Source organism: Chryseobacterium mucoviscidosis, from assembly GCF_002177115.1.
Classification (GTDB): Bacteria; Bacteroidota; Bacteroidia; order Flavobacteriales; family Weeksellaceae; genus Chryseobacterium; species Chryseobacterium mucoviscidosis.
Genome location: NZ_MVAG01000225.1, coordinates 1 through 20596, shown reverse-complemented (window position 1 = coordinate 20596; position 20596 = coordinate 1). Strand labels below are relative to the sequence as shown.

Below are 20596 nucleotides of genomic sequence, written 5' to 3'. Positions count from 1 at the left end.
TTCAATTGAATAATTGATTTTGAAACTTTGTCAAAGATTTAAACTTTGACAAAGTGAATTACACATCGTCTTCCGTTTTTTTCTTTCTGAATAATTTCACGAAATATTCCCAACCGAAGAACAGAATAAGAATCATCGCCGCAATCCACCAGTACGAAGTTTTGTTTGCCTCCCCTGTATTTGTCGCTTTAAACATTCTGTCCCAACGGATTCTCCAACCGTTTGCCTGATAAGAAGAACTTGAATCTTTGAAAGCCCCTTCAACACTCATCCATGTAAACATTGGCTTTCCAACGATATTTTCTTCAGGAACGAAACCAAAGAATCTTGCATCCAAAGAAGCGTCTCTGTTATCTCCGACCATCATATAATAATCCTGCTGAATGGTATACTGATTGGTTTCTTTTCCATTGATGAAAATTTTACCGTTTTTATTTTCCAGTTTATTGTGTTCATACTGAGAAATAATCCACTGGTATTCCGGTAATGTTTCTTGATTGATGGTAACGACATCTCCTTTTTTAGGAATCTTTAAAGGTCCATACCAATCCTGATTCCAAGGTTTATTGATTGGGAAAATAGATTGGGTAGTATCAATACTTTTGGTGTATGCTGTTTTATCAGCATTTAATTTATAAGAAATCGTAGCAGAATCTTTAGGGTAGATATTTTCTTCCATACTGATAACGTTGGGCAAAGCTTTAATCTCTTTAGCCGTTTTATCAGTAAGTCCCTGAAACATATATACAAATCCACCGCTTTTTTCGTTCTGAATTTCTCTTACAGGCAAGAATCCGTAAGTATTATAAAGTCCGGGAATATCTAACTGGGTTCCTGTGCTTACTGTATATGCATGCTGAACTTCCTGATCTCCTAAAAATGTTTCAGCTTTTCCGTTAACGAAAAGTCTTCCGGCTCTCATTTCGAAAGTATCTCCCGCAACAGCAACACATCTTTTTACGTAAGGATCTTTTCTGTCGATGGCAGTATGCACGGAATCCTGTGGATAATTGAAAACAACGATATCCTTTTTCTGAGGTTTATTGAACTGAAAAATTCTTTCATAAGGTAATTTTACAGCATCTACATAAGATTTAGGATCATCTTTCGGGTTTCCTTTTTCTCCTGTATCCATGATGGTTCCTTGAAGGAAAGGAATTGCAAGAGGACGCATCGGAAGTCTGTACCCGTAGCTCCATTTGTTTACGAAAAGGAAATCACCTACCAGTAAAGTTCTTTCCATAGATCCTGTCGGAATTCCGAAAGGCTGCGTTACAAAAACGTGAATTATTGTTGCGAAAACTACGGCAAACGTCACAGATCCTACAAATGAATCTTTCTTTTTTGCGTTTTTTTCTTCGTCGGTAAGGAATATTGCATTTTCGTCTTCCAATTCAACATCTTTTCCATAATTTACCGTTGCCATATAGATAAACGGAAGAATTACGGTAAGAAGCTGATCCTTAAAGAGCGTTTTCCCGAATTTTTTCATTAAATACAAATGAAAAACAGACATCATAATAGGTCCCACGATTGGCAGATACGATAAAATTGCCCACCATTTCGGATGTTTTGTTTCTTTTAAAATAATGAAATAGTTGTAAAAAGGAATAAACGCGAAAAGCGGACTATATCCTAATTTTTTGAACAGTTTCCATGTGGAAATTCCCATCAATACAGATAAAATGAGAACATAAACTGCGTACGTTAAAAAATAATTCATAAATTTTTGTGCCTAATCTATAATATAATTGATGAATGATGTCTGATAATGATGACAAATTCACTATTAACGTTTCATCATTCATTCTTATTAGTTTGCAATGTAAGAATTTTGTTACAATATTAAAGTCCCAAAACGTCCTTCATCGTGAAATTTCCTATTTTATCTTTAATCCATTCTGCCGCAACTACTGCACCCAGTGCAAAACCACTTCTGTTGAATGCGGTATGCTTGATTTCGATTTCGTCCACTTCGCTTCTGTAAAAAACACTGTGTGTTCCCGGAACCTCATCTTCACGGATGGCAAAAATCCCCAGTTGATTTCCCTGCGTTTCTTCCAGTTTCCAGGAATCGAATTTCGGATTGTTTTTAAAAATTCCTTCGGCGATGGAAATTGCCGTTCCGCTTGGAGCATCTAATTTGTGAATGTGATGAATTTCTTCTAACTGACAAGAATATTCGTCTACATTTTTCATTAAATCTGCCAGTTTTTCGTTTAAGGCAAAGAATAAATTAACACCAAGACTAAAATTTGAACCATATAAAAAAGCGGTTTCTTTTTCTACAGCCAGTTTTTCAATTTCGGATTTTTTTTCAAGCCAGCCTGTTGTTCCGCAGATCACAGGAATTTTGTTTTCCAGACAGGCTTTGATGTTTTCGTAAGCAACTTCCGGTAACGAAAATTCAATTACAACATCGGGATTATTGAGATTTTCAGCAGTTGGAGTTTCTTTTAACCTGGCAACGATTTCATGTCCTCTTTTCGTGGCAATTTCATCAATGATCTTGCCCATTTTACCGTATCCAACTAATGCTATTTTCATGTACTTCTTTATTTAATTTTATAATCTAACGCAATGCCCGCAAAGATTTCTTTAAAATTCTCCTGCATATTTTTCGTTCGCAAAGGCTTTTGACTTCGTCGAATCTTCGATTTCACTTAACCAAGTCAGCAATAAATTAGTTTAACAGAATTAATATTAATTATATTAAAATCTGTAACTTAAACTTAAGCCGGTTTTAGGAGGTGCAATTCCGTACTGATCCTGAATCATTGCCGGATTCAGCGTAAGATCCGGATCGTGCCTTGCTTCGTATAAATGTGCATCTACTACCGCATCTACGATGTTCAGAATGTAAATTAATCCTGTAATTGCAATGGCGTAATCTCTCTGTCTCTTGGATCTGTCCTGTGCATTTCCGAGAGCCACCTTGTCGAGCCATGGATGGGTATCTACAAATTCATTCGGTGTTCCGTTGAGTTTGGCGATGTAATATTCTCGGTATTTTCTGTACTGGTTGTCATTCCATACCGCAATTCCTACTCCAGCTCCTACTGCTCCTAAAACAATGGGAACCTTCCAGTATTTTTTATTATACACCTGTCCCAATCCCGGAAGCACAGCAGAATACAATCCTGCTTTTGTAGGATTCAGTTTCAGTGTTTTTTTGGTAGGTCCGTTTGCTTTTTCCAGATCTGCAACAACCTTCGCTTCTGTTTTGGTGTTGTTTTTTTCTACGGCAACACTGTCTTTCGGACGGTAGTCTACCCGAATGGTGTCGTTAGGATTTACCTGTGAATACGCAACTGCAAACAGACACAGAAAAAATGTGAAAAGTATTTTCTTCATTTATTTAATATGGGATAAAATATATTCCAGCTCATCTTCATTTTTGAAGTCCAGAACAATTTTACCTTTTTTACCGTTTGGAGAGGCTTTGATTTCAACTTTTACATCTAAAATATCTGCAATTGTTTTCTGCGCTCTTTTATAATTATTGGAAAGCTCGGCTTTTGCTTTTTTCGCCGCCGGAGATTTCGGGTTTTTAATAGCTGTAGCTGCCTGTTCAGCCTGACGAACGTTCAGTTTTTCTTTGATGATGAGATCAAACAAAATCTGCTGATGTTCTTCGCTTTCAAGGCTGATGATGGCTCTTCCGTGTCCTGCAGAAATTTCTCCGCTTCGGATCGCATTCTGAATATCCGGATGTAACCTCAGTAATCTGATGGAATTTGTAATGGTACTTCTGTCTTTCCCTACTCTGTGGCTAAGATTTTCTTGAGTAAGACCGATCTCTTCCATCAATCTCTGATACGTTAATGCAATTTCTATCGCATCAAGATCTTCTCTCTGGATGTTTTCAACAAGTGCCATTTCAAGCAATTCCTGATCATTAACCAGACGGATGTATGCCGGAATAGACTCCAAACCTGCAATTTTACTTGCGCGGTAACGTCTTTCCCCGGAAATAATTTCAAACTTTTCGCCGTCTTTTCTTAAAGTAATCGGCTGAATAACGCCTAAATTTTTAATTGACTGTGCGAGTTCGTTCAAGGCTTTTTCGTCAAAATAAGTTCTTGGCTGAGACGCATTGGGATAAATATCTTCTAATGCAATTTCTACGATATTCCCTACAAACTTATCCGCTCCCTCATCGGTGGCAGAATTGATCGTTGCTTTGGATTCGGCACTAAGAATTGCGCCCAAACCACGCCCCATCGCTCTTTTTTTATCCTTCATATTTTGTTTTTAGCGTTTAGCTTAGCTAGCTGCTTTTAATTCTTTACTAATTTCTCGTTTTTCAATAAAACTTCTTCTGCCAACTGAATGTACTGTATTGCTCCTTTGCTTTCCGCATCGTAATTCAGGATACTTTCTCCGAAGCTTGGCGCTTCGCTTAATCGTACGTTTCTGCTGATAATGGTTTCGAATACCATTTCAGGGAAATGAGAATTTACTTCTTCCACTACCTGATTGGATAGTCTCAAACGACTGTCGTACATGGTAAGAAGCAGACCTTCGATATCAAGATCTTTATTGTGGATTTTCTGAACGTTTTTAATGGTATTGAGTAATTTTCCAAGACCTTCCAACGCAAAATATTCGCACTGAATCGGAATAATTACAGAATCTGCTGCTGTAAGTGCATTTACGGTAATAAGACCTAAACTCGGCGCACAATCGATAATAATATAATCATAATCGTCTCTTACGCTCTGTAAAGCTTTTTTAAGCATATACTCACGCTCTTCTTTGTCGACAAGTTCAATCTCCGCTGCCACCAAGTCGATATGAGAAGGTACAATATCCAGATTCGGAGTTGCTGTCTGCTTGATGCATTTTGCCGTATCTACACTATGCTCCAAAAGATTGTATGTAGAATATCTTACGTCTTCCACGCCCAAACCTGAAGTTGCATTCGCCTGAGGATCTGCATCGATGATTAATATTTTTTTCTCTAATACCCCTAATGCTGCGGCTAAATTAACAGCTGTTGTTGTTTTCCCAACTCCTCCTTTCTGATTAGCGATACCTATGATTTTTGCCATTGTTAGAACTTTAAGTTTCAAAAATACACATTTTTCCCTGCTCTTAATAAAGGGATAAAACGAAATTTGAGTTAAAATATTGTTAATAAGCAATTTAGCAATAAAAAAAATTATCCACAAAAAAAATTCTTTGTGGATAACTGTTCAAGATTTGTTTTTTATGTCTTATTGATCAAATTTCATCGTGATCGGAAATTTGAAATAACTTCTTACAGGTTGACCTTTAATTTTAGCAGGAATCCATTTTCCTTTAATCGATCTGATTGTTCTTACCGCCTCACTGTTGAAATCCGCATCTGAACCCGCAGCTTTTATTCCAGAAATGGTACCGTCTTTTTCTACAATGAAAGTAATGGTGGTTTTCATTACATCACCAGAATCAAAGCCTGATCCGTCAAAATTACTCATTACTTTATTTCTGAATGAGTCGATTCCACCATCAAAATTTGCTTCTTTTCCTAAATCTCCACTATTGAAAATTTTATTGGGATCCTCTTTAGGTACTACTACTGGTGGAGCCGTAGTAATTACAGGACCAGTTCCGATAGTTGGAGTTGTTGGTATATAGGTAGGTGTGGTAACCTCTTTCCCATCAGATGTCTGTGTACCTGAAACAGCATTTAGATTATCTTTCGGAGTGTCCTTTTTCTCATTGATAACAATTGCCTTTGGCTCAGGCACTGTTGTATCAATTGTTTTTACTCTTTCGGGAGCAGGTTGTGGTTTTACTGCCGGCGGATCTTTTTCAGGAGTTTCCACCTGCGTTATAACATGTGTTCCTCCATCAATTGTATCTTCAATTATCGGCTCTGATTTAAATGCATTAATCGCAAGCGGAGTTAAAGAAACGGCAGCCAATACACTAACTCCTATAAAAAATGCTTTTGTTAAGATTCTGTCTGATTCTCTTCTTAATACATAAGCTCCGTATTCTTTGTTACGGTGTTCGAAAAGAACTTCGTTAAAACGAAATTCCTGATTTTGATTTGTGTGTTTCATCACTAAAATATTTAAACTGTTAAAAAAAATTGATTATTAGTTTTTATGATCTTACCAATAAGCATTGATTCAATATCAAATTTTTTGCCAAATATTTGTTAAAATGATAACGTTTTTAAAATTTTCATGCCAAGTAAGAAATTTAACTATATTGTAAATAATAAATTCCTGAGTTTAAATATTTTACGGAGAAAGTTAAAATCACAGACCTGTATTTTAGCCCAGATTGAGCGGCATGTCTGAGCTCTTTTTGAGGTTTCGGCGGGGGCAAAGCCGCCGCCGAAACCTCAAAAAAGCGAGTAGCGAAAGCTGGAAAAAGCTCCTGAAAAAGGGAATTGGTTGATGGTTGATGGTTGATAGTTGATATTTACAGAATAAACAGAAAGTAGAAATTTAGTTTTTAAATTTATTCATAAAAAAGAGACCACCGTCTGATGATCTCTTTCTGTATGTTGAAAAAATATTCTTAGAATAATTCTTTTCTGATGATATTCTGGCTTCTTTCAGGTCCAACAGAAACTAAATAAACGTTGATTCCTAAATATTTTTCGATAAATTCGATGTATTCCTGAGCGGTCTGCGGAAGTTCGTCGTAGCTTCTGGCTTTCGTGATATCTTCGTTCCAACCCGGTAAATCCTGATAGATCGGTTCGTAGTTGTATAATTTTTCGGTGGATGAAGTGAAATAATCGATGATTTTTCCGTCTTCGGTTTTGTAATGCGTAACGACTTTTAAATTTTCAATTCCAGTAAGAACGTCTAATTTTGTAATCACTAAATTATTGATTCCGTTGATCATACAAGCGTGCTTTAAAGAAACAAGGTCTAACCAGCCTGTTCTTCTCGGTCTTCCTGTCGTTGCTCCGAATTCTCCTCCGATCTGTCTGATTTTCTCACCCAGTTCGTTATCCAGTTCTGAAGGGAAAGGTCCGTTTCCAACTCTTGTACAATATGCTTTGGCAACACCAATTAAGTTCTGTAACGAAGTCGGCGGAACTCCCGCTCCTGTACAAACGCCTCCCGTAGACGGAGAAGATGAAGTTACGTAAGGATACGTTCCGAAGTCGATATCCAGCATTAAAGCCTGCGCTCCTTCGAATAAAACATTTTTACCGTCTCTAATCGCTTCATTCAGTTCAAGTTCTGTATCTACGATTCTGTCCTGAAGCTGTTTTCCGATTTCTAAATATTCGTTGTAAATTTCTTCAACGTCTAATGTAGGTTTTCCGAAGTATTTTTCAAAAAGAGAATTCTTGATTTTTAAGTTTTTCTCGATTTTGTCTCTTAAGATCTCAGGATTCAAAAGGTCGATCATTCTGATTCCCACTCTTGCAATTTTATCTTCATAGCAAGGTCCGATTCCTTTTTTTGTTGTCCCGATCTGCGTTCCTCCGTGCTCTTCTTCACGGTAAGTATCCAAAAGAATGTGGTAAGGCATGATGACATGCGCTCTTCTGCTGATGAAAATGTGATCTGTCTTTAAGCCTTTGCTTTCGATCTGATTCACCTCCTTAATGAAAGATTTAGGATTTACCACTACTCCGTTGGCAATGATACATTTCCCTTTGCACTGAAGAACTCCCGATGGAAGAAGGTGCAAAACGAATTTCTCTTCACCTACATAAACCGTATGACCCGCATTGTCTCCTCCCTGGAAACGTACAACGTAATCTGATTTTGCCGATAAAACATCCGTGATTTTTCCTTTACCTTCATCTCCATACTGAAGACCTACAACTACGTAAGTTGACATATTTTACTTTTATTTTAGATTCATGCAAAATTACTTTTAAAAAATTGGGTGGGCAAATTTGTGGCGGATTTTATTTTTTGGGTGGGTGGAATTGCATGGTTATGGAAATTAATTAACATTAGCTTTGAATCGATAAAACCAATCGTTATATTTGTGATAAAAAAGATTTATGGCATTACTTTTAATATCATACGACTTAAACAACCCAGGTCAAAATTATGATGATTTATTTTCTGAAATAAAATCTTACAAATTTTGGTGGCACCATCTAGACTCTACATGGATAATAAAAACGGATAAAACAGTTTCAGAAGTAAGAGATCATTTAGGAAAATATATAGATTTTAATGACGAATTACTTATTGTAAAAATCGACAATTGGGCAGCAAAAGGTTTTAAAGAAAGAGCTTATAAATGGTTACATAATAACAAATAATTTGATACGATGGATATAAATTTTGAAAGCATTTCCTTTACAGTCTCAATTGCATCTATTATATTAGCAATTATATCATTAATCCTCTCGGTTCTTTTTTATAGATGGTCTGAAAACTCTAATAAAGAAGCATTAAAAAATTCACTAACAATTGAAAATAGTACAAAAAGGATACAAGAACTTTTTGATCTTTTTTACAAAGATACTTTTGGCTTGATGAAAAACAACTATGAAATAATGCAATCTAATTTTTTTAATAATAGTTTTAGCTCTGGAGATTCATCATACTCTATGAAGGAACAATTAGAAGATGTAATAATTTCATTTATAACTAAATCTAAAGTAGTAAAGATTGAAGATGTTTCTACATTTGTAATGAAAAACTATTCACACTTAAAAATGAGCAATAATGATATTTCTGATGGAATTAATAATTTAATAAGGAAAAATATAATATTTTCAAGTAATAATATGCTTTCTGTTAATATCCAAGTTGAATCAGATGAAAGTTTAGGTGAGGGATAAATTCATAAGAGATCAATTTTTTTAATAAAATTAATCACAAATACACTCTAATCAGTAACTATATATTTAAACTTGTTTAGACTAATTTCGGAATTAACCGCAAAAGATGCAAAAGATAATGATAAAGAGAATTTCCAGATTAATCAAAGCGCTCAAGAGAATAAAAATCAAAGATTTTTAAAACCTATTGTGATCTTTTCATTATAATCACCAACCCTAAATAAACGTTTAGTTTATCTTTTGCGACTTTTGCGGTTAAATAAAAAGTTTAAACAGGCTTTTAACCTAAATTTAAACAATGGCAAAAAGCACTGTTTATCGATCCTAACCCTCACAGGTTTTGAAAACCTGTGAGGGTTGAACAAATTCACCTACAATAACGGCGTATTCAGAAAATCATTCAAAGGCTTCATCACTTTAAAGATTTTGGCAAGATTTTTCACGGCATTTTTATCGAAAACTTCTTCATTTTTCAGGTTATAAACTACGATAAAACTTTTCAGTTTGAGATACTCTCCCATCGGATCTTCCTTTTCAAAACCCTGCGGAATTTTTTTCAGCTTATCATCCTGATCAAGTTCCGGAAAATATTTTTTGAATTCTTTGTTATTGATGATTTTAAGAAAATCTTCTCCATACAAAGAAATTTCTTTTCTCAACTCCTTTAAAACTGAAGATTCCGGCATATAAATCCCTCCTGCGATGAATGATTTCCCCGGTTCCAGATGCAGATAATATCCGCCTTTCTGACTTCCTTTTCCCATTCCCAGTGAAGCTCCGAAATTCGTTTTATAAGGAATTTTGTCCTTGGAAAATCTTGTATCTCTGTAAATTCTGAACAGAGATTTCTTGGCATCAATTTTTCCCAGTTCCTCATCAAAATCTGCCATTTCTTTAATGAGATCTTCAAGGAAAGCAATCACATTTTCCTGAGATTCCGTGTAAAGGTTTTTATTTTCCGTAAACCATTCGCGGTTATTGTTAACGGTAAGTTGATTAAGAAAATCGAATACTTTTGGAGAAATTGTTGCGGACATCATTCTGTAAAGTTTTTTTATTTTAAATTTAAAAAGATACAATTGTAATAATTCAAATGTACAAAAACCGAATTGTTTTCAATTATACTTTTTCCACACAAATAACCAAATAAAGAATTTAAATGGATCTGAAAGTTTAAAATTTTTGAAAATTCATAAATTACAGAGAAAAAATAAAACGCATCTAATAAAAAAAAACAATGGTTAACATTTTTATAATTTGCACCCTGTTTTTTTGCATTTAATTTTCAAAATAAAAGTAAAAGATTAAAGGATTCTGAATTTAAGTTTGATTATTTAAAAATAATTCAAAAACAAATCAAATATTTATTGTATATTTGCAGAAATTTTATAATATTTAATGAATTTATTTACGGAGACCAATTTAAGTCCTGATATTCTTAAGGCAATTGGCGAACTGGGCTACGAAAGCCCGACAGAAATCCAAAAACAGACTATCCCTTTTATTCTTTCAGATATTCGCGACTTGATCGCACTTGCGCAGACGGGGACAGGCAAAACAGCAGCATTTTCGCTTCCGATTTTGGATATGATTGACGAAACGAGTCGCAAAATCCAGCTTTTGGTGCTTTGTCCGACACGGGAATTATGTCTTCAGATTGCTAAAGACATAAAGAATTATTCTAAGTACATGCAGAACATCAAAACCACAGCCGTTTATGGTGGAAGCAGTATTATGGAGCAAATGAGATCTCTGAAGGACAAACCGCAGATTATTGTGGGAACTCCGGGAAGAGTAATCGATTTGATTAACAGAAAGGCTTTAGACTTTTCTGCTATTCATTGGTTGGTTTTGGATGAAGCAGATGAAATGCTTTCCATGGGTTTCAAAGACGAATTGGAAACCATTTTAAGCGAAACGCCGGAAACAAAACAGACTTTCCTTTTCTCTGCAACGATGAACAAGGAAGTGGAAAGAATTTCCAAAAACTATCTTACGAAGCCGCACAGAATTTCTGTAGGTTCTATTAACGAGGTTAAAAAGAACATCAAGCATGAATATTATGTGGCAGGTTACCGTCAGAAAAAAGAAGCTTTAAAGAGATTAATTGATTCCAACCCGAATCAGTACTCCATTATTTTCTGCAGAACAAGAATGGAAACTCAGGAAGTTGCCGATTTCTTAATGCAGAACGGTTATGCAGCAGATGCACTTCACGGAGACCTTTCTCAGGCGCAGAGAGATACGGTAATGAAGAAATTCAGACTTAAAAACATCGATATTCTTGTAGCGACAGACGTTGCAGCGAGAGGTCTGGATGTAAATTCTCTTACCCACGTTATCCACTATTCTTTACCGGATGATCCTGAAGTATTCGTACACAGAAGCGGAAGAACAGGAAGAGCAGGAAAAGACGGAATTTCAATGTCTTTAATTAAGCCTGAAGAAAGCAGAAAATTAAAGCAGATCAAATCGGCTACGAAAATTGAAATCACGGAAGGTAAAATTCCTACCGGTGACGATATTATCAAAGCTCAGGTTGGTGGAGTTTTCGAAAGTCTATTCGAAATTCACGAAGATTTCTTTGAATTTGATGATTCTCTGATTCCTGATTTATCGGCATTCACCAAAGAAGAACTGGCTCACAAACTGCTTCAGTTCCAACTGAAAGATCTTGCAATGTACTACAAAGACAGACATGATCTTGTGGAACAGAAACTGAGCAGCAGAGATGACGACAGAGGTTCAAGAAGAGACCGTGACAGAGGAAGAGACCGCGACAGAGGGGAACGTGGAGAAAGAAGCGACAGAAGAGAGCGCGGTGCAAAACCAAGAAGAAAGAACGAAAATATGGTTAGATTTTTCTTCAATCTTGGTAAAAAAGATCAGTTGAAAAAACTTGACGTTTTAGACATCATCAATAAAGCGACATCGAACGGAAAAAGCAAAAAAAGAGCTGAGATCGGAGACATCGAAATTTTAGAGAAATTCTCTTTCTTCGAGGTTGAAAAATCTTTCAAAGGAGATCTTTTGAGCAATATTTCTACAATGAAATTCAGAGGTAAGGATATGAGAGCTGAAGAGGCTAACTAATCCTGCTTAAAACAATATTAAAACCGGCTTTACAGCCGGTTTTTTTGCTTGATAACCAGACCTTAATGCAATGTTAACAAAACTTAACGTTATACTCTTTCAGGTAAGGCGGTTTTTTAAGAAATTTGCACTCGAATTATAAAAACTTTACAATGGGAATTGGTAATATTTTCCACGCTTTTCAACCGAAAGATAAAATCTTCTTTGTGCTTTTCGAAAAAGTAACAGAAAACCTTGTAGCAATGTCTGAGGAATTCAACCACGGAATCAAAGATTTCGATCTGAACGACGATTCTATGTTGAAAAAGATGAGCGATTACGAACACAAAAATGATGAGCTTACTCACGAGATCTTCGTAGAACTGGGGAAAAACTTCATCACTCCTTTCGACAGGGAAGATATCCACACTCTAGCAACAGGATTAGACGATATCGCAGATTACATCTACGCTTCCACAAAATATATTTTCCTTTACAAATCGCCGGAAATGAAGGCATACTCCGACTTCTCATTACTGATTCACAAAGCTTGTCTTGAGATCCAGAATGCGATGAAAAACCTGAAAGGATTCAAAAATATGGAGCAGGTAAAAGAAGCTTGTATCAAAGTAAACTCTATCGAAAATATTGCAGACGATCTGTTATCCAATTCTATGGTAGAATTGTTCGAAACAAACGACGCGATCAACATTATCAAAGTTTCATCTGTACTTAATTATCTTGAAGTCGTAACCGACAAAGCAGAAGATGTTGCCAACACGATTGAAAACATCATGATTAAATACGCTTAATTAATAATTATAATTAAACAATGGAATTTCCGATTTTACTTATAGTTATTATTGCATTGGCTTTAATATTCGATTACATCAATGGTTTTCATGATGCAGCCAACTCAATTGCGACTATTGTTTCTACAAAAGTTTTAACTCCGTTCCAGGCGGTTCTTTGGGCAGCACTCTGGAATTTTGCAGCTTTCTTTATCGCTGCTTACATCATTGGAGAATTTAAAATTGGTAATACAATTGCCAAAACAGTTAATGAGAATTTTATCACCCTCGAAGTTATCTTTTCAGGTCTTGTTGCGGCAATCGCATGGAACCTTTTAACATGGTGGTTTGGTATTCCTTCTTCCTCTTCACACACACTGATCGGAGGATTTTTAGGAGCCGCTTTAATGCACGCTTTTATGATGGATTACCACAACGTTGCAGCAGCACAGCCGGAATTGGGAACTTGGGAAACCGTAAAAGCAGCCGCTTCGCAGGTAACACACCAGAGCGTTGTGAAATTTGATAAGGTAATCCCTATTTTCCTTTTCATTTTCATGGCTCCGATTATCGGGATGATTATCTCAATTATCATTACTTTAATTATTGTTCACCTTTATAAAAGATCAAACCCGCATAAAGCAGACCAGTCTTTCAAAAAACTGCAGCTTGCTTCTTCGGCGCTTTTCAGTTTAGGACACGGTCTTAACGATGCGCAGAAGGTAATGGGAATCATTGGTGCGGCATTAATTTACTATCATGTTGAAATGCTTCACGATCCGATTTATTTAAATCTTGAATCAGCAGCACGTTTTGATTATTTCGCACAGCATTATATCTGGGTTCCTCTGGTTTCGTTTATCGCGATCGCTTTAGGTACAATGAGCGGTGGATGGAAGATCATCAAAACCATGGGAACGAAAATTACAAAAGTAACTTCTCTGGAAGGAGTAAGTGCTGAAACAGCAGGTGCTATTACGTTATTCATTACAGATCACTTCGGGATTCCTGTTTCTACCACACATACGATTACAGGTTCCATCATCGGGGTTGGTCTTACGAAAAGAGTTTCTGCCGTAAGATGGGGAATCACTGTAAGCCTTCTTTGGGCATGGGTTCTTACCATTCCGATCTCTGCAATTGTTGCAGGAATTACTTACCTTGCAGTAACTGCATTATCTTAAACAACTGAGATTACTCAAAATAATAAAACTTTGCTCATTCGGGCAAAGTTTTTTGTTTTTTTAAAGTTTAAAATTTTTATTAATTTTATATGGATTAAATTATAAGCTATGAGCACCGCAGAATTACAAATAGACCTGATTAATCAGATCACAGGCATTACTAACAAGGCAAGATTAAAAGAACTATTGCAGCTTCTTCAATTTCAAAACGATGAAGAAATCTACGCAACCAATGAAGAAGAAAAAAAAGCAGTTTCGGAAGCAAGAATAGAAATTAAAGAGGGAAGTATTTTATCTGATGAAGATTTTCAGAAAGAAATCAATGCATGGCTAAACAAATAATCTGGACAAAAAGAGCCAGCAATGAATGGCTAGATATTCTTCAGTATTGGATTAACAGGAACAAATCAAACTCATTCAGTATAAAGCTTAATAATTTAATCAAAAATAATTTAGAATTACTTTCTGAATTTCCGGATATTGGAAGAAAGACAGATATACCAAACGTTTCTGTAAAGATTGTTCATAAATACCTTCTTTATTACGAATGTGTAGATCATAAAATTTATATTCTCACCATTCGACATGGAAGTAAAAATCCGGATACAGTTCAATTAAAATAATTTTTGACTTAATAATAAATCTTCACTCTTAAAACGGTGAGGATTTTGTTTTATAAAGCCCTGAAAAATTGTATTTTTGTTCAAACTATTAGAATTTATGGAATTTTTAGACAGATATCAGCAGATTGTTGCGGATGCTATTACCAAATATACCTTCAAAGATAAGCCTACCGAACTTTACGATCCCATGAACTATATTATTTCGCACGGAGGAAAGCGTCTTCGTCCGATCATGGTTCTAATGGCCTGCGATTTATTTGGCGGCGATCTTAAAGAGGCAATAAAGCCGGCTCTGGCAATTGAATTTTTCCATAATTTCACGCTGATCCATGATGACATTATGGATGAAGCACCATTAAGAAGAAACAAACCAACGATTCATACCTTACACGGAATTAACGTAGGAATTCTTTCAGGAGACGGACTGATGCTGAAAGCCTATAAATTTTTCGAAGATCTTGAGCCTGAGATTTTCAAAGCGTGCATCAGGATTTTTACCCATACAGGACTACTTTTATGCGAAGGACAGCAATATGATATCAATTTTGAAACTCAGGAAAATGTAACTTTTGACGATTACATCAGAATGATTACCTACAAAACAGGAGTTTTAAGCGCTTCTTCCTTTGAAATCGGAGCATTGATTGCTAAAGCAAACTTCAAGGATGCAAAAGCCATTTTTAACTTCGGAAAACATATCGGAATTGCTTTCCAGATCATGGACGATTATCTAGATGTTTTCGGAGATCAGGCGCAGTTCGGAAAAAAACACGCCGGAGATATTTACGAAAACAAAAAAACCGTTCTTTACCTGATGGCGAGAGAACACGCTACAGAAGAAGAAAGAAAAGAATTGGATTACTGGTATTCTAAAAAGACCGATAATATCGATAAAGTATACGGTGTGGAAAAGATTTTCAGAAGAACGAAAGTAGATGAAAAAGCATTACGTCTTATTGAAAAACATAACGAAATCGGACAAAGCTATCTTCAGAAAATCGATATTCCGGAAGAAAAGAAAAAGCCGTTTGCAGAGCTTGCCAATTATTTATTGAGAAGAGAATCATAATTTGATAATAAGTCAATTTGAAAATGAGTAAGCATAAACCTTAAATTTTCAAATTGACACATTCTCAAATTTTCAAATTGATTAAATGAAGTTCAGAACCGAAGTTGATATTAAAGAATCGCAAAAGAAGATTGAAGTTGAAGATAGAATATTTTCGATCGGTTCGTGTTTTGCTTCTGAAATGTCGGATCTTTTTCAGCAGGGACAATTGCAGACCATCAATAATCCTTTTGGAACGATTTTCAACCCTTTTTCAATCAACAATGCAGTAAAACGACTTCATGATGCCGAATTTTATCATGAAGAAGAACTGATTACCTTTAACGATGAATTTATTTCCCTGGATCATCACACAAGTTTTGACACAAGATATGTTCATCAGACGTTAGAGAAAATAAATTCCGGTCTTGAAGAAGGAAATTCTTTTCTCCAAAAATCCAACTGGGTGATTATAACTTACGGAAGTTCATTTATTTACGAATTTACGCCTAAAAACAAGCTCGTCGCTAATTGTCATAAAATTCCTCAGAAATTCTTTGAAAAAAGACTTCTGACCTTTCAGGAACTTACAGATTCTGTGTACAATACAATTTTAAACCTCAAAGACATCTGTCCGGACGATGTTCAGATCTTATTTACTGTTTCTCCGGTTCGCCATACAAAAGACGGAATGATTGAAAATCAGCTGAGTAAATCTAAACTGATCACGGCAATTCATGAGATGATCGATGAGCTGGATTACTGTCATTATCTTCCGGTTTATGAAATCTTGATGGACGATCTCCGCGATTACCGTTTTTACAAAGAAGATATGATTCATCCTAACAATCAGGCAATTAATTATATTTTCGAAAAATTCGGAAATGCTTATTTTTCGGATGAGACAAAAGATTTTATTAAAGAAAATTTTAAAATCCACAAAGCTTTGGAGCATAAAACCAACGACGAAAAAGATCCGAAATACATCGAATTTAAAGAAAAATTGAAGCTAAGAATTGAAGCTCAGCGAAAAAAAGTAAAGCATAAAATATTTTAAAAACTAATGGCTATTATTAAAAACACAGAAGGATTATCAACCGATCAATTAAATGATGAATTACAGAAAGGTGCTAAATTCGTAGTTTTTTCATATACAATTTCAATTATTTTCCTATCATCAAAAAGACCAAGTGATATTTATTTTATAAAATCTGATGAGTCTTCCTCAAAATACAGTTGGAAATATTCGCTGTTGACTTTATTTTTTGGGTGGTGGGGAATTCCTTTCGGATCTATTTTCAGTATTGCCTCTTTTTACAGAAACTTTACGGGAGGAAAAGACATCACAAATGAAGTTTTACATCAGATAAACACCCATCATGTTGAGTCTTCAAATTCAATAGAATCAAAATGATTGATTTCACAAAGATCGACTATCTGAAGAACGGAAATGAAAGGCAAAAAAGAGCTTATGAAGTTTTGACGAGATATCATATTTTTGAAAAGCTGAAGGACTATTCTCCCATTTTGGCAGGAACTATTCCCATAGAAATTGATATTGAAGATAGTGATTTAGACATTATTTGCGAAGTTGATCTTAATTTTGAAGAGGATTTTTTAGAAGAATTGAGCTTTAAGAAAATTGTACCTGCAGAAACACAAGTTACGGTGGAAAATATAATGATTGAAAACGAAAAAGCAATTGTTATGAATTTCAGACTGGAAGAATTTTCTATAGAAATTTTCGGACAGAGCAGACCAGCAACCAAACAGAACGCCTATCTTCATATGATTGCCGAATACAAAATATTACAGGAAAAAGGTGAAGATTTTAAGCAGAGAATAATAGAATTAAAAAAACAGGGCATCAAAACGGAACCTGCTTTCGGAATTTTACTGAATTTGGAAAGTCCTTACGAAGACCTGTTAAAAATGATATAAAAAAAATGATTGATACGCATACGCACTTATACGCAGAAGAATTTGATGAAGACAGAAAAGAAGCCATTCAGAGAGCTTTAGATAAAGGAATTACAAAATTTTATCTTCCGGCAATCGATTCGGAATCTCACGAAAAAATGCTCCGACTGGAAGCAGAATATCCGCAACATATCTTTTCGATGATGGGATTGCATCCCTGCTATGTAAAACCGGAATCCTGGGAAAAAGAACTCGAAATCGTTAAGAATTACCTCAATCAAAGATCTTTTCCAGCAATTGGAGAAATCGGGATCGATCTGTACTGGGATAAAACCACACTTGATATTCAGGTGAAAGCATTTGAACAGCAAATCGACTGGGCAATTGAAAAAGATCTTCCCATCGTAATCCATACCAGAGAAAGTTTCGATGAGACTTTTGAAGTACTGGAAAGAAAAAAACATTCGAAACTTAGAGGAATTTTCCATTGTTTTTCAGGGAATTTAGAACAGGCAAAACGAGCAATTGACCTGAATTTCATTTTAGGCATCGGAGGAGTTGTGACCTTTAAAAATGGTAAAATAGATCAGTTTCTGCATGAAATTCCTTTGGATAAAATCGTTCTGGAAACAGATTCACCTTATCTCGCTCCGGTTCCGCACAGAGGAAAGCGCAACGAGAGTTCCTATCTTGATCTGGTTGCCGGAAAACTGGTTGATCTCTATAAAGTAGATTTTTCGGAGATTGACAGCATTACAACTGAAAATGCGAAGAAAATATTCGTTCAGCATTAAACATAAAAGCCTTCCGGATCCGGAAGGCTTTTGTATTATTTCTTTCTGGTGAAATTTTTATTCTTAGGCTTTTTAAAACCAACCGATGCCGCTCCGTTATCCGGCTTTGACTTATTTCGGCTGAATTTTGAAGAATTTCCTCTTGCCTGTTTCGGTTTTTCCCCTCCTGCAGGAACTGGCTTGTTGTTCGAATCTCTTTTCTGAGCAACCAGATCGTCTGTATGAAACGGATGATTTTTTACCACAGGAATTTTCATTCCGATCAGTTTTTCTGTATTGCGCAGATTCAGCAGATCCAGACCGTCTACAAATGAAATAGAAGTCCCTTCCGCTCCTGCTCTACCCGTTCTTCCGATTCTGTGAACATAGGTTTCGGAAACATCGGACAACTCAAAATTAACAACGTACTTAAGCTCATCAATATCAATTCCTCTCGCTGCAATATCTGTAGCCACCAAAACTCTGGTTTTTCCGGATTTAAAATTACTTAAAGCATTCTGACGCGCATTCTGGGATTTATTCCCGTGAATAGCCTCTGTTGTAATATCATCTTTCTGTAGTTTTCTCGCAATTTTATCCGCACCATGTTTCGTTCTTGCAAAAACCAAGACAGAATCTGAAATATCGTTCCTTAAAATATGCGTTAAAAGATTCAGTTTATTATCCTTCTCTACAAAGTAAACCGACTGTTTAATGGTTTCTGCGGTAGATGAAACCGGAGTAACTTCTACTTTTACGGGATTATTAAGAATAGAATCTGCCAGTTTCTGTATTTCTGAAGGCATGGTTGCAGAGAAGAACAAAGTCTGCCTTTTTTGAGGCAAAAGTTTAATAATTCTTTTCACATCATGCACAAAACCCATATCCAGCATTCTGTCGGCTTCATCCAGTACAAAAATTTCAAGATTTTTTAAGCTGATGATTCCCTGAGCAATAAAATCCAGAAGTCTTCCCGGTGTCGCTACCAGAATATCAACTCCTTTTTTCAGCGCGGCTTCCTGATTTCCCTGCTTTACACCTCCAAAAATTACGAGATGCTTTAAAGGCAAATATTTTCCGTAAGCATTGATGTTTTCTTCAATCTGGATTGCCAATTCTCTTGTAGGCGTTAAAATTAAAGCTTTTATATTTTTGTTTGGAAATTTGTTCTGAGCAAGATTCTGCAGGATAGGAATCGCAAAAGCTGCCGTTTTTCCTGTCCCTGTCTGTGCGCAACCCAGAAAATCTTTACCTTTTAAAATTTCCGGAATAGATCTTTCCTGAATCGGGGTCGGGTTGGTATATCCTTGTTCCTGAATTGCTTTTGAAATAGGATCTATTAATTGTAAGTCTGTAAAATTCAAATGAATTGTATTTAATAATTAAAATAAAAATTCCTTCAAAATGAAGGAATTATATTTTGCAAAGGTAGCTTAAATATTTTTAATGAATCAATTCACTTTTGTCCATTGCTGACTGAATCTTAAATCTTCAAAAAACTTATATAATTCTTCAAGTTTTTCGGTTCCTCTTTTCCCGTAATCTTCAACATGTCTTGAGGTTCCGTCGGCAAAATTAATTCTTAAATGGGAAGTTGGGAGATCCGTAATATTTCTTTCACCATATTTTTCGTTCAGTTTTTTTACCTCCAAACCGTCCAGTAAAGCAATCAGCTTATTATAGTCTTCCTGCTTTATTGTTCCTTTGAAAGTTCCTTCACGGGGTTTATTGAAATCTCCTTTAGAAAATCCGTTTGTAAAATTAAAATGTTCTGCCTCAAAAACGGCAGTTCTGTCCGGATTAATGGTTATTTTAAAAATAGGACAGGATCCAAAACAGGCTCCCGCTTCATATTCTATCTTCGAATATTTAGAACTGTTTTTCTGAGACGTACAAGAGAACAGAAAAATAAAAGCAAAAAGACTGAATATATATTTCATAGCTTACATTTGAGTGGTGTGTTTCAATAATTGTTCCAAAATATTATTGTAGTAACTACAACTTTGAAAAGAATTTTCAAGCAGAAAATAGTTTCAAATGTATTAATTTTTGATACAGCATTATTTTTAGAATAAAAAAACAGAACTCTGACGAATTCTGTTTATAATAAACCGTTAAGTATATTTTAACCCTCTTGTGGAAGACATACCGGTAAATCTGGAGCACAAGGACTGTTCAATGTTCCTGCTGCATAGTAAATTCTACGTTCACAGGTAACTTCATCATAACATCTTTTCATCCCGGGCAAAGCTCCTCCTTTAATTTCTTTTAATTTTTCTCTTTTAATTTTTTTCAAATTTTTCATAGTAATTAATTTAAGTTTTCAAAAATAATTAAAATATTGAATATCCGTTTTCTAACCTAAAGCTGTGATATTAGCAATAATCAGCCTTTCAAATAACTTTTCTCCAAAATATC

At 35.4% G+C, this 20596-nt stretch carries 23 protein-coding genes; 12 read left to right on the top strand and 11 right to left on the bottom strand.

The features are described from left to right. Positions 1-58: 58 nt before the first annotated feature. The 7 genes from lepB to B0E34_RS20765 all read right to left on the bottom strand — a co-directional run bounded on the left by lepB (position 59) and on the right by B0E34_RS20765 (position 7806). Positions 59-1723, bottom strand: coding sequence for a signal peptidase I (lepB, locus tag B0E34_RS20795; RefSeq protein ID WP_087712456.1), 1665 nt, complete (start codon positions 1721-1723; stop codon positions 59-61). 122 nt (positions 1724-1845) lie between these two features. Next, entirely contained in the window at positions 1846-2547 is a 702-nt protein-coding gene (gene dapB, locus B0E34_RS20790; RefSeq protein WP_087712455.1) for a 4-hydroxy-tetrahydrodipicolinate reductase, read from the bottom strand. A 165-nt stretch (positions 2548-2712) separates the two neighbouring features. Further along, the gene (locus tag B0E34_RS20785) at positions 2713-3354 is read right to left on the bottom strand and encodes a DUF5683 domain-containing protein (RefSeq protein WP_076392191.1); all 642 of its coding nucleotides are present in this window, start codon (positions 3352-3354) and stop codon (positions 2713-2715) included. After that, positions 3355-4245, bottom strand: a complete 891-nt coding sequence (locus tag B0E34_RS20780) for a ParB/RepB/Spo0J family partition protein (protein ID WP_087712454.1) — start codon at positions 4243-4245, stop codon at positions 3355-3357. It lies immediately after the preceding gene. Positions 4246-4280: 35 nt separating this feature from the next. Further along, positions 4281-5054 carry a ParA family protein gene (locus B0E34_RS20775; protein ID WP_087712453.1) on the bottom strand — a complete coding sequence of 258 codons (774 nt, stop codon included), beginning with the start codon at positions 5052-5054 and terminating at the stop codon, positions 4281-4283. Positions 5055-5219: 165 nt separating this feature from the next. Then, positions 5220-6053: an energy transducer TonB gene (locus tag B0E34_RS20770; protein ID WP_087712452.1), complete on the bottom strand. Its 834-nt coding sequence runs from the start codon at positions 6051-6053 to the stop codon at positions 5220-5222. Between the two features lie 466 nt (positions 6054-6519). Continuing rightward, a complete protein-coding gene (locus tag B0E34_RS20765) occupies positions 6520-7806 on the bottom strand; it encodes an adenylosuccinate synthase (protein ID WP_076392183.1) in 1287 nt (428 codons plus the stop codon). Positions 7807-7975: 169 nt separating this feature from the next. Between B0E34_RS20765 and B0E34_RS20760 the strand changes: the two genes are divergently transcribed. Both B0E34_RS20760 and B0E34_RS20755 read left to right on the top strand, forming a co-directional pair. Then, entirely contained in the window at positions 7976-8242 is a 267-nt protein-coding gene (locus B0E34_RS20760; RefSeq protein WP_087712451.1) for a SinR family protein, read from the top strand. Positions 8243-8251: 9 nt separating this feature from the next. Then, a complete protein-coding gene (locus tag B0E34_RS20755; protein WP_087712450.1) occupies positions 8252-8767 on the top strand; it encodes a hypothetical protein in 516 nt (171 codons plus the stop codon). Between the two features lie 371 nt (positions 8768-9138). On the opposite strand, the gene B0E34_RS20750 is transcribed toward B0E34_RS20755, so the two are convergent. Beyond that, entirely contained in the window at positions 9139-9807 is a 669-nt protein-coding gene (locus B0E34_RS20750) for a DUF2461 domain-containing protein (RefSeq protein ID WP_228423128.1), read from the bottom strand. 358 nt (positions 9808-10165) lie between these two features. Here B0E34_RS20750 and B0E34_RS20745 point away from each other — a divergent pair, with 358 nt between their 5' ends. The 10 genes from B0E34_RS20745 (at position 10166) to B0E34_RS20700 (ending at position 18199) form a co-directional block, all read left to right on the top strand. Next, positions 10166-11860, top strand: coding sequence for a DEAD/DEAH box helicase (locus B0E34_RS20745; protein WP_087712449.1), 1695 nt, complete (start codon positions 10166-10168; stop codon positions 11858-11860). Positions 11861-12012: 152 nt separating this feature from the next. Continuing rightward, positions 12013-12651 carry a DUF47 domain-containing protein gene (locus B0E34_RS20740; RefSeq protein ID WP_076392175.1) on the top strand — a complete coding sequence of 213 codons (639 nt, stop codon included), beginning with the start codon at positions 12013-12015 and terminating at the stop codon, positions 12649-12651. A 20-nt stretch (positions 12652-12671) separates the two neighbouring features. Next, on the top strand, positions 12672-13814 hold the full coding sequence (locus B0E34_RS20735; RefSeq protein ID WP_087712448.1) for an inorganic phosphate transporter: 1143 nt from the start codon (positions 12672-12674) through the stop codon (positions 13812-13814). 108 nt (positions 13815-13922) lie between these two features. Next, positions 13923-14156, top strand: a complete 234-nt coding sequence (locus B0E34_RS20730) for a hypothetical protein (RefSeq protein ID WP_087712447.1) — start codon at positions 13923-13925, stop codon at positions 14154-14156. Continuing rightward, positions 14141-14437, top strand: coding sequence for a type II toxin-antitoxin system RelE/ParE family toxin (locus B0E34_RS20725; protein ID WP_087712446.1), 297 nt, complete (start codon positions 14141-14143; stop codon positions 14435-14437). Before B0E34_RS20730 ends, B0E34_RS20725 begins: the two co-directional genes overlap by 16 nt. A gap of 97 nt (positions 14438-14534) precedes the next feature. Continuing rightward, positions 14535-15506: a polyprenyl synthetase family protein gene (locus tag B0E34_RS20720; protein ID WP_087712445.1), complete on the top strand. Its 972-nt coding sequence runs from the start codon at positions 14535-14537 to the stop codon at positions 15504-15506. A gap of 85 nt (positions 15507-15591) precedes the next feature. Continuing rightward, positions 15592-16542: a GSCFA domain-containing protein gene (locus tag B0E34_RS20715; protein WP_087712444.1), complete on the top strand. Its 951-nt coding sequence runs from the start codon at positions 15592-15594 to the stop codon at positions 16540-16542. A gap of 6 nt (positions 16543-16548) precedes the next feature. Beyond that, positions 16549-16899 (top strand): hypothetical protein, encoded by a 351-nt coding sequence (locus B0E34_RS20710; RefSeq protein WP_087712443.1) that lies wholly within the window; start codon positions 16549-16551, stop codon positions 16897-16899. After that, a complete protein-coding gene (locus tag B0E34_RS20705) occupies positions 16896-17426 on the top strand; it encodes a DUF4269 domain-containing protein (protein ID WP_087712442.1) in 531 nt (176 codons plus the stop codon). Before B0E34_RS20710 ends, B0E34_RS20705 begins: the two co-directional genes overlap by 4 nt. Positions 17427-17431: 5 nt before the next feature. Beyond that, positions 17432-18199, top strand: coding sequence for a TatD family hydrolase (locus B0E34_RS20700; RefSeq protein ID WP_087712441.1), 768 nt, complete (start codon positions 17432-17434; stop codon positions 18197-18199). Positions 18200-18234: 35 nt separating this feature from the next. On the opposite strand, the gene B0E34_RS20695 is transcribed toward B0E34_RS20700, so the two are convergent. The 3 genes from B0E34_RS20695 to B0E34_RS20685 form a co-directional block, all read right to left on the bottom strand. Then, positions 18235-19542: a DEAD/DEAH box helicase gene (locus B0E34_RS20695; RefSeq protein WP_087712440.1), complete on the bottom strand. Its 1308-nt coding sequence runs from the start codon at positions 19540-19542 to the stop codon at positions 18235-18237. 87 nt (positions 19543-19629) lie between these two features. Next, complete coding sequence (locus tag B0E34_RS20690) at positions 19630-20118, bottom strand: DUF6438 domain-containing protein (RefSeq protein ID WP_087712439.1); 489 nt, start codon at positions 20116-20118, stop codon at positions 19630-19632. A gap of 185 nt (positions 20119-20303) precedes the next feature. Then, positions 20304-20483: a bacteriocin-like protein gene (locus B0E34_RS20685; RefSeq protein WP_087712438.1), complete on the bottom strand. Its 180-nt coding sequence runs from the start codon at positions 20481-20483 to the stop codon at positions 20304-20306. Between the last annotated feature and the right edge of the window lie 113 nt (positions 20484-20596).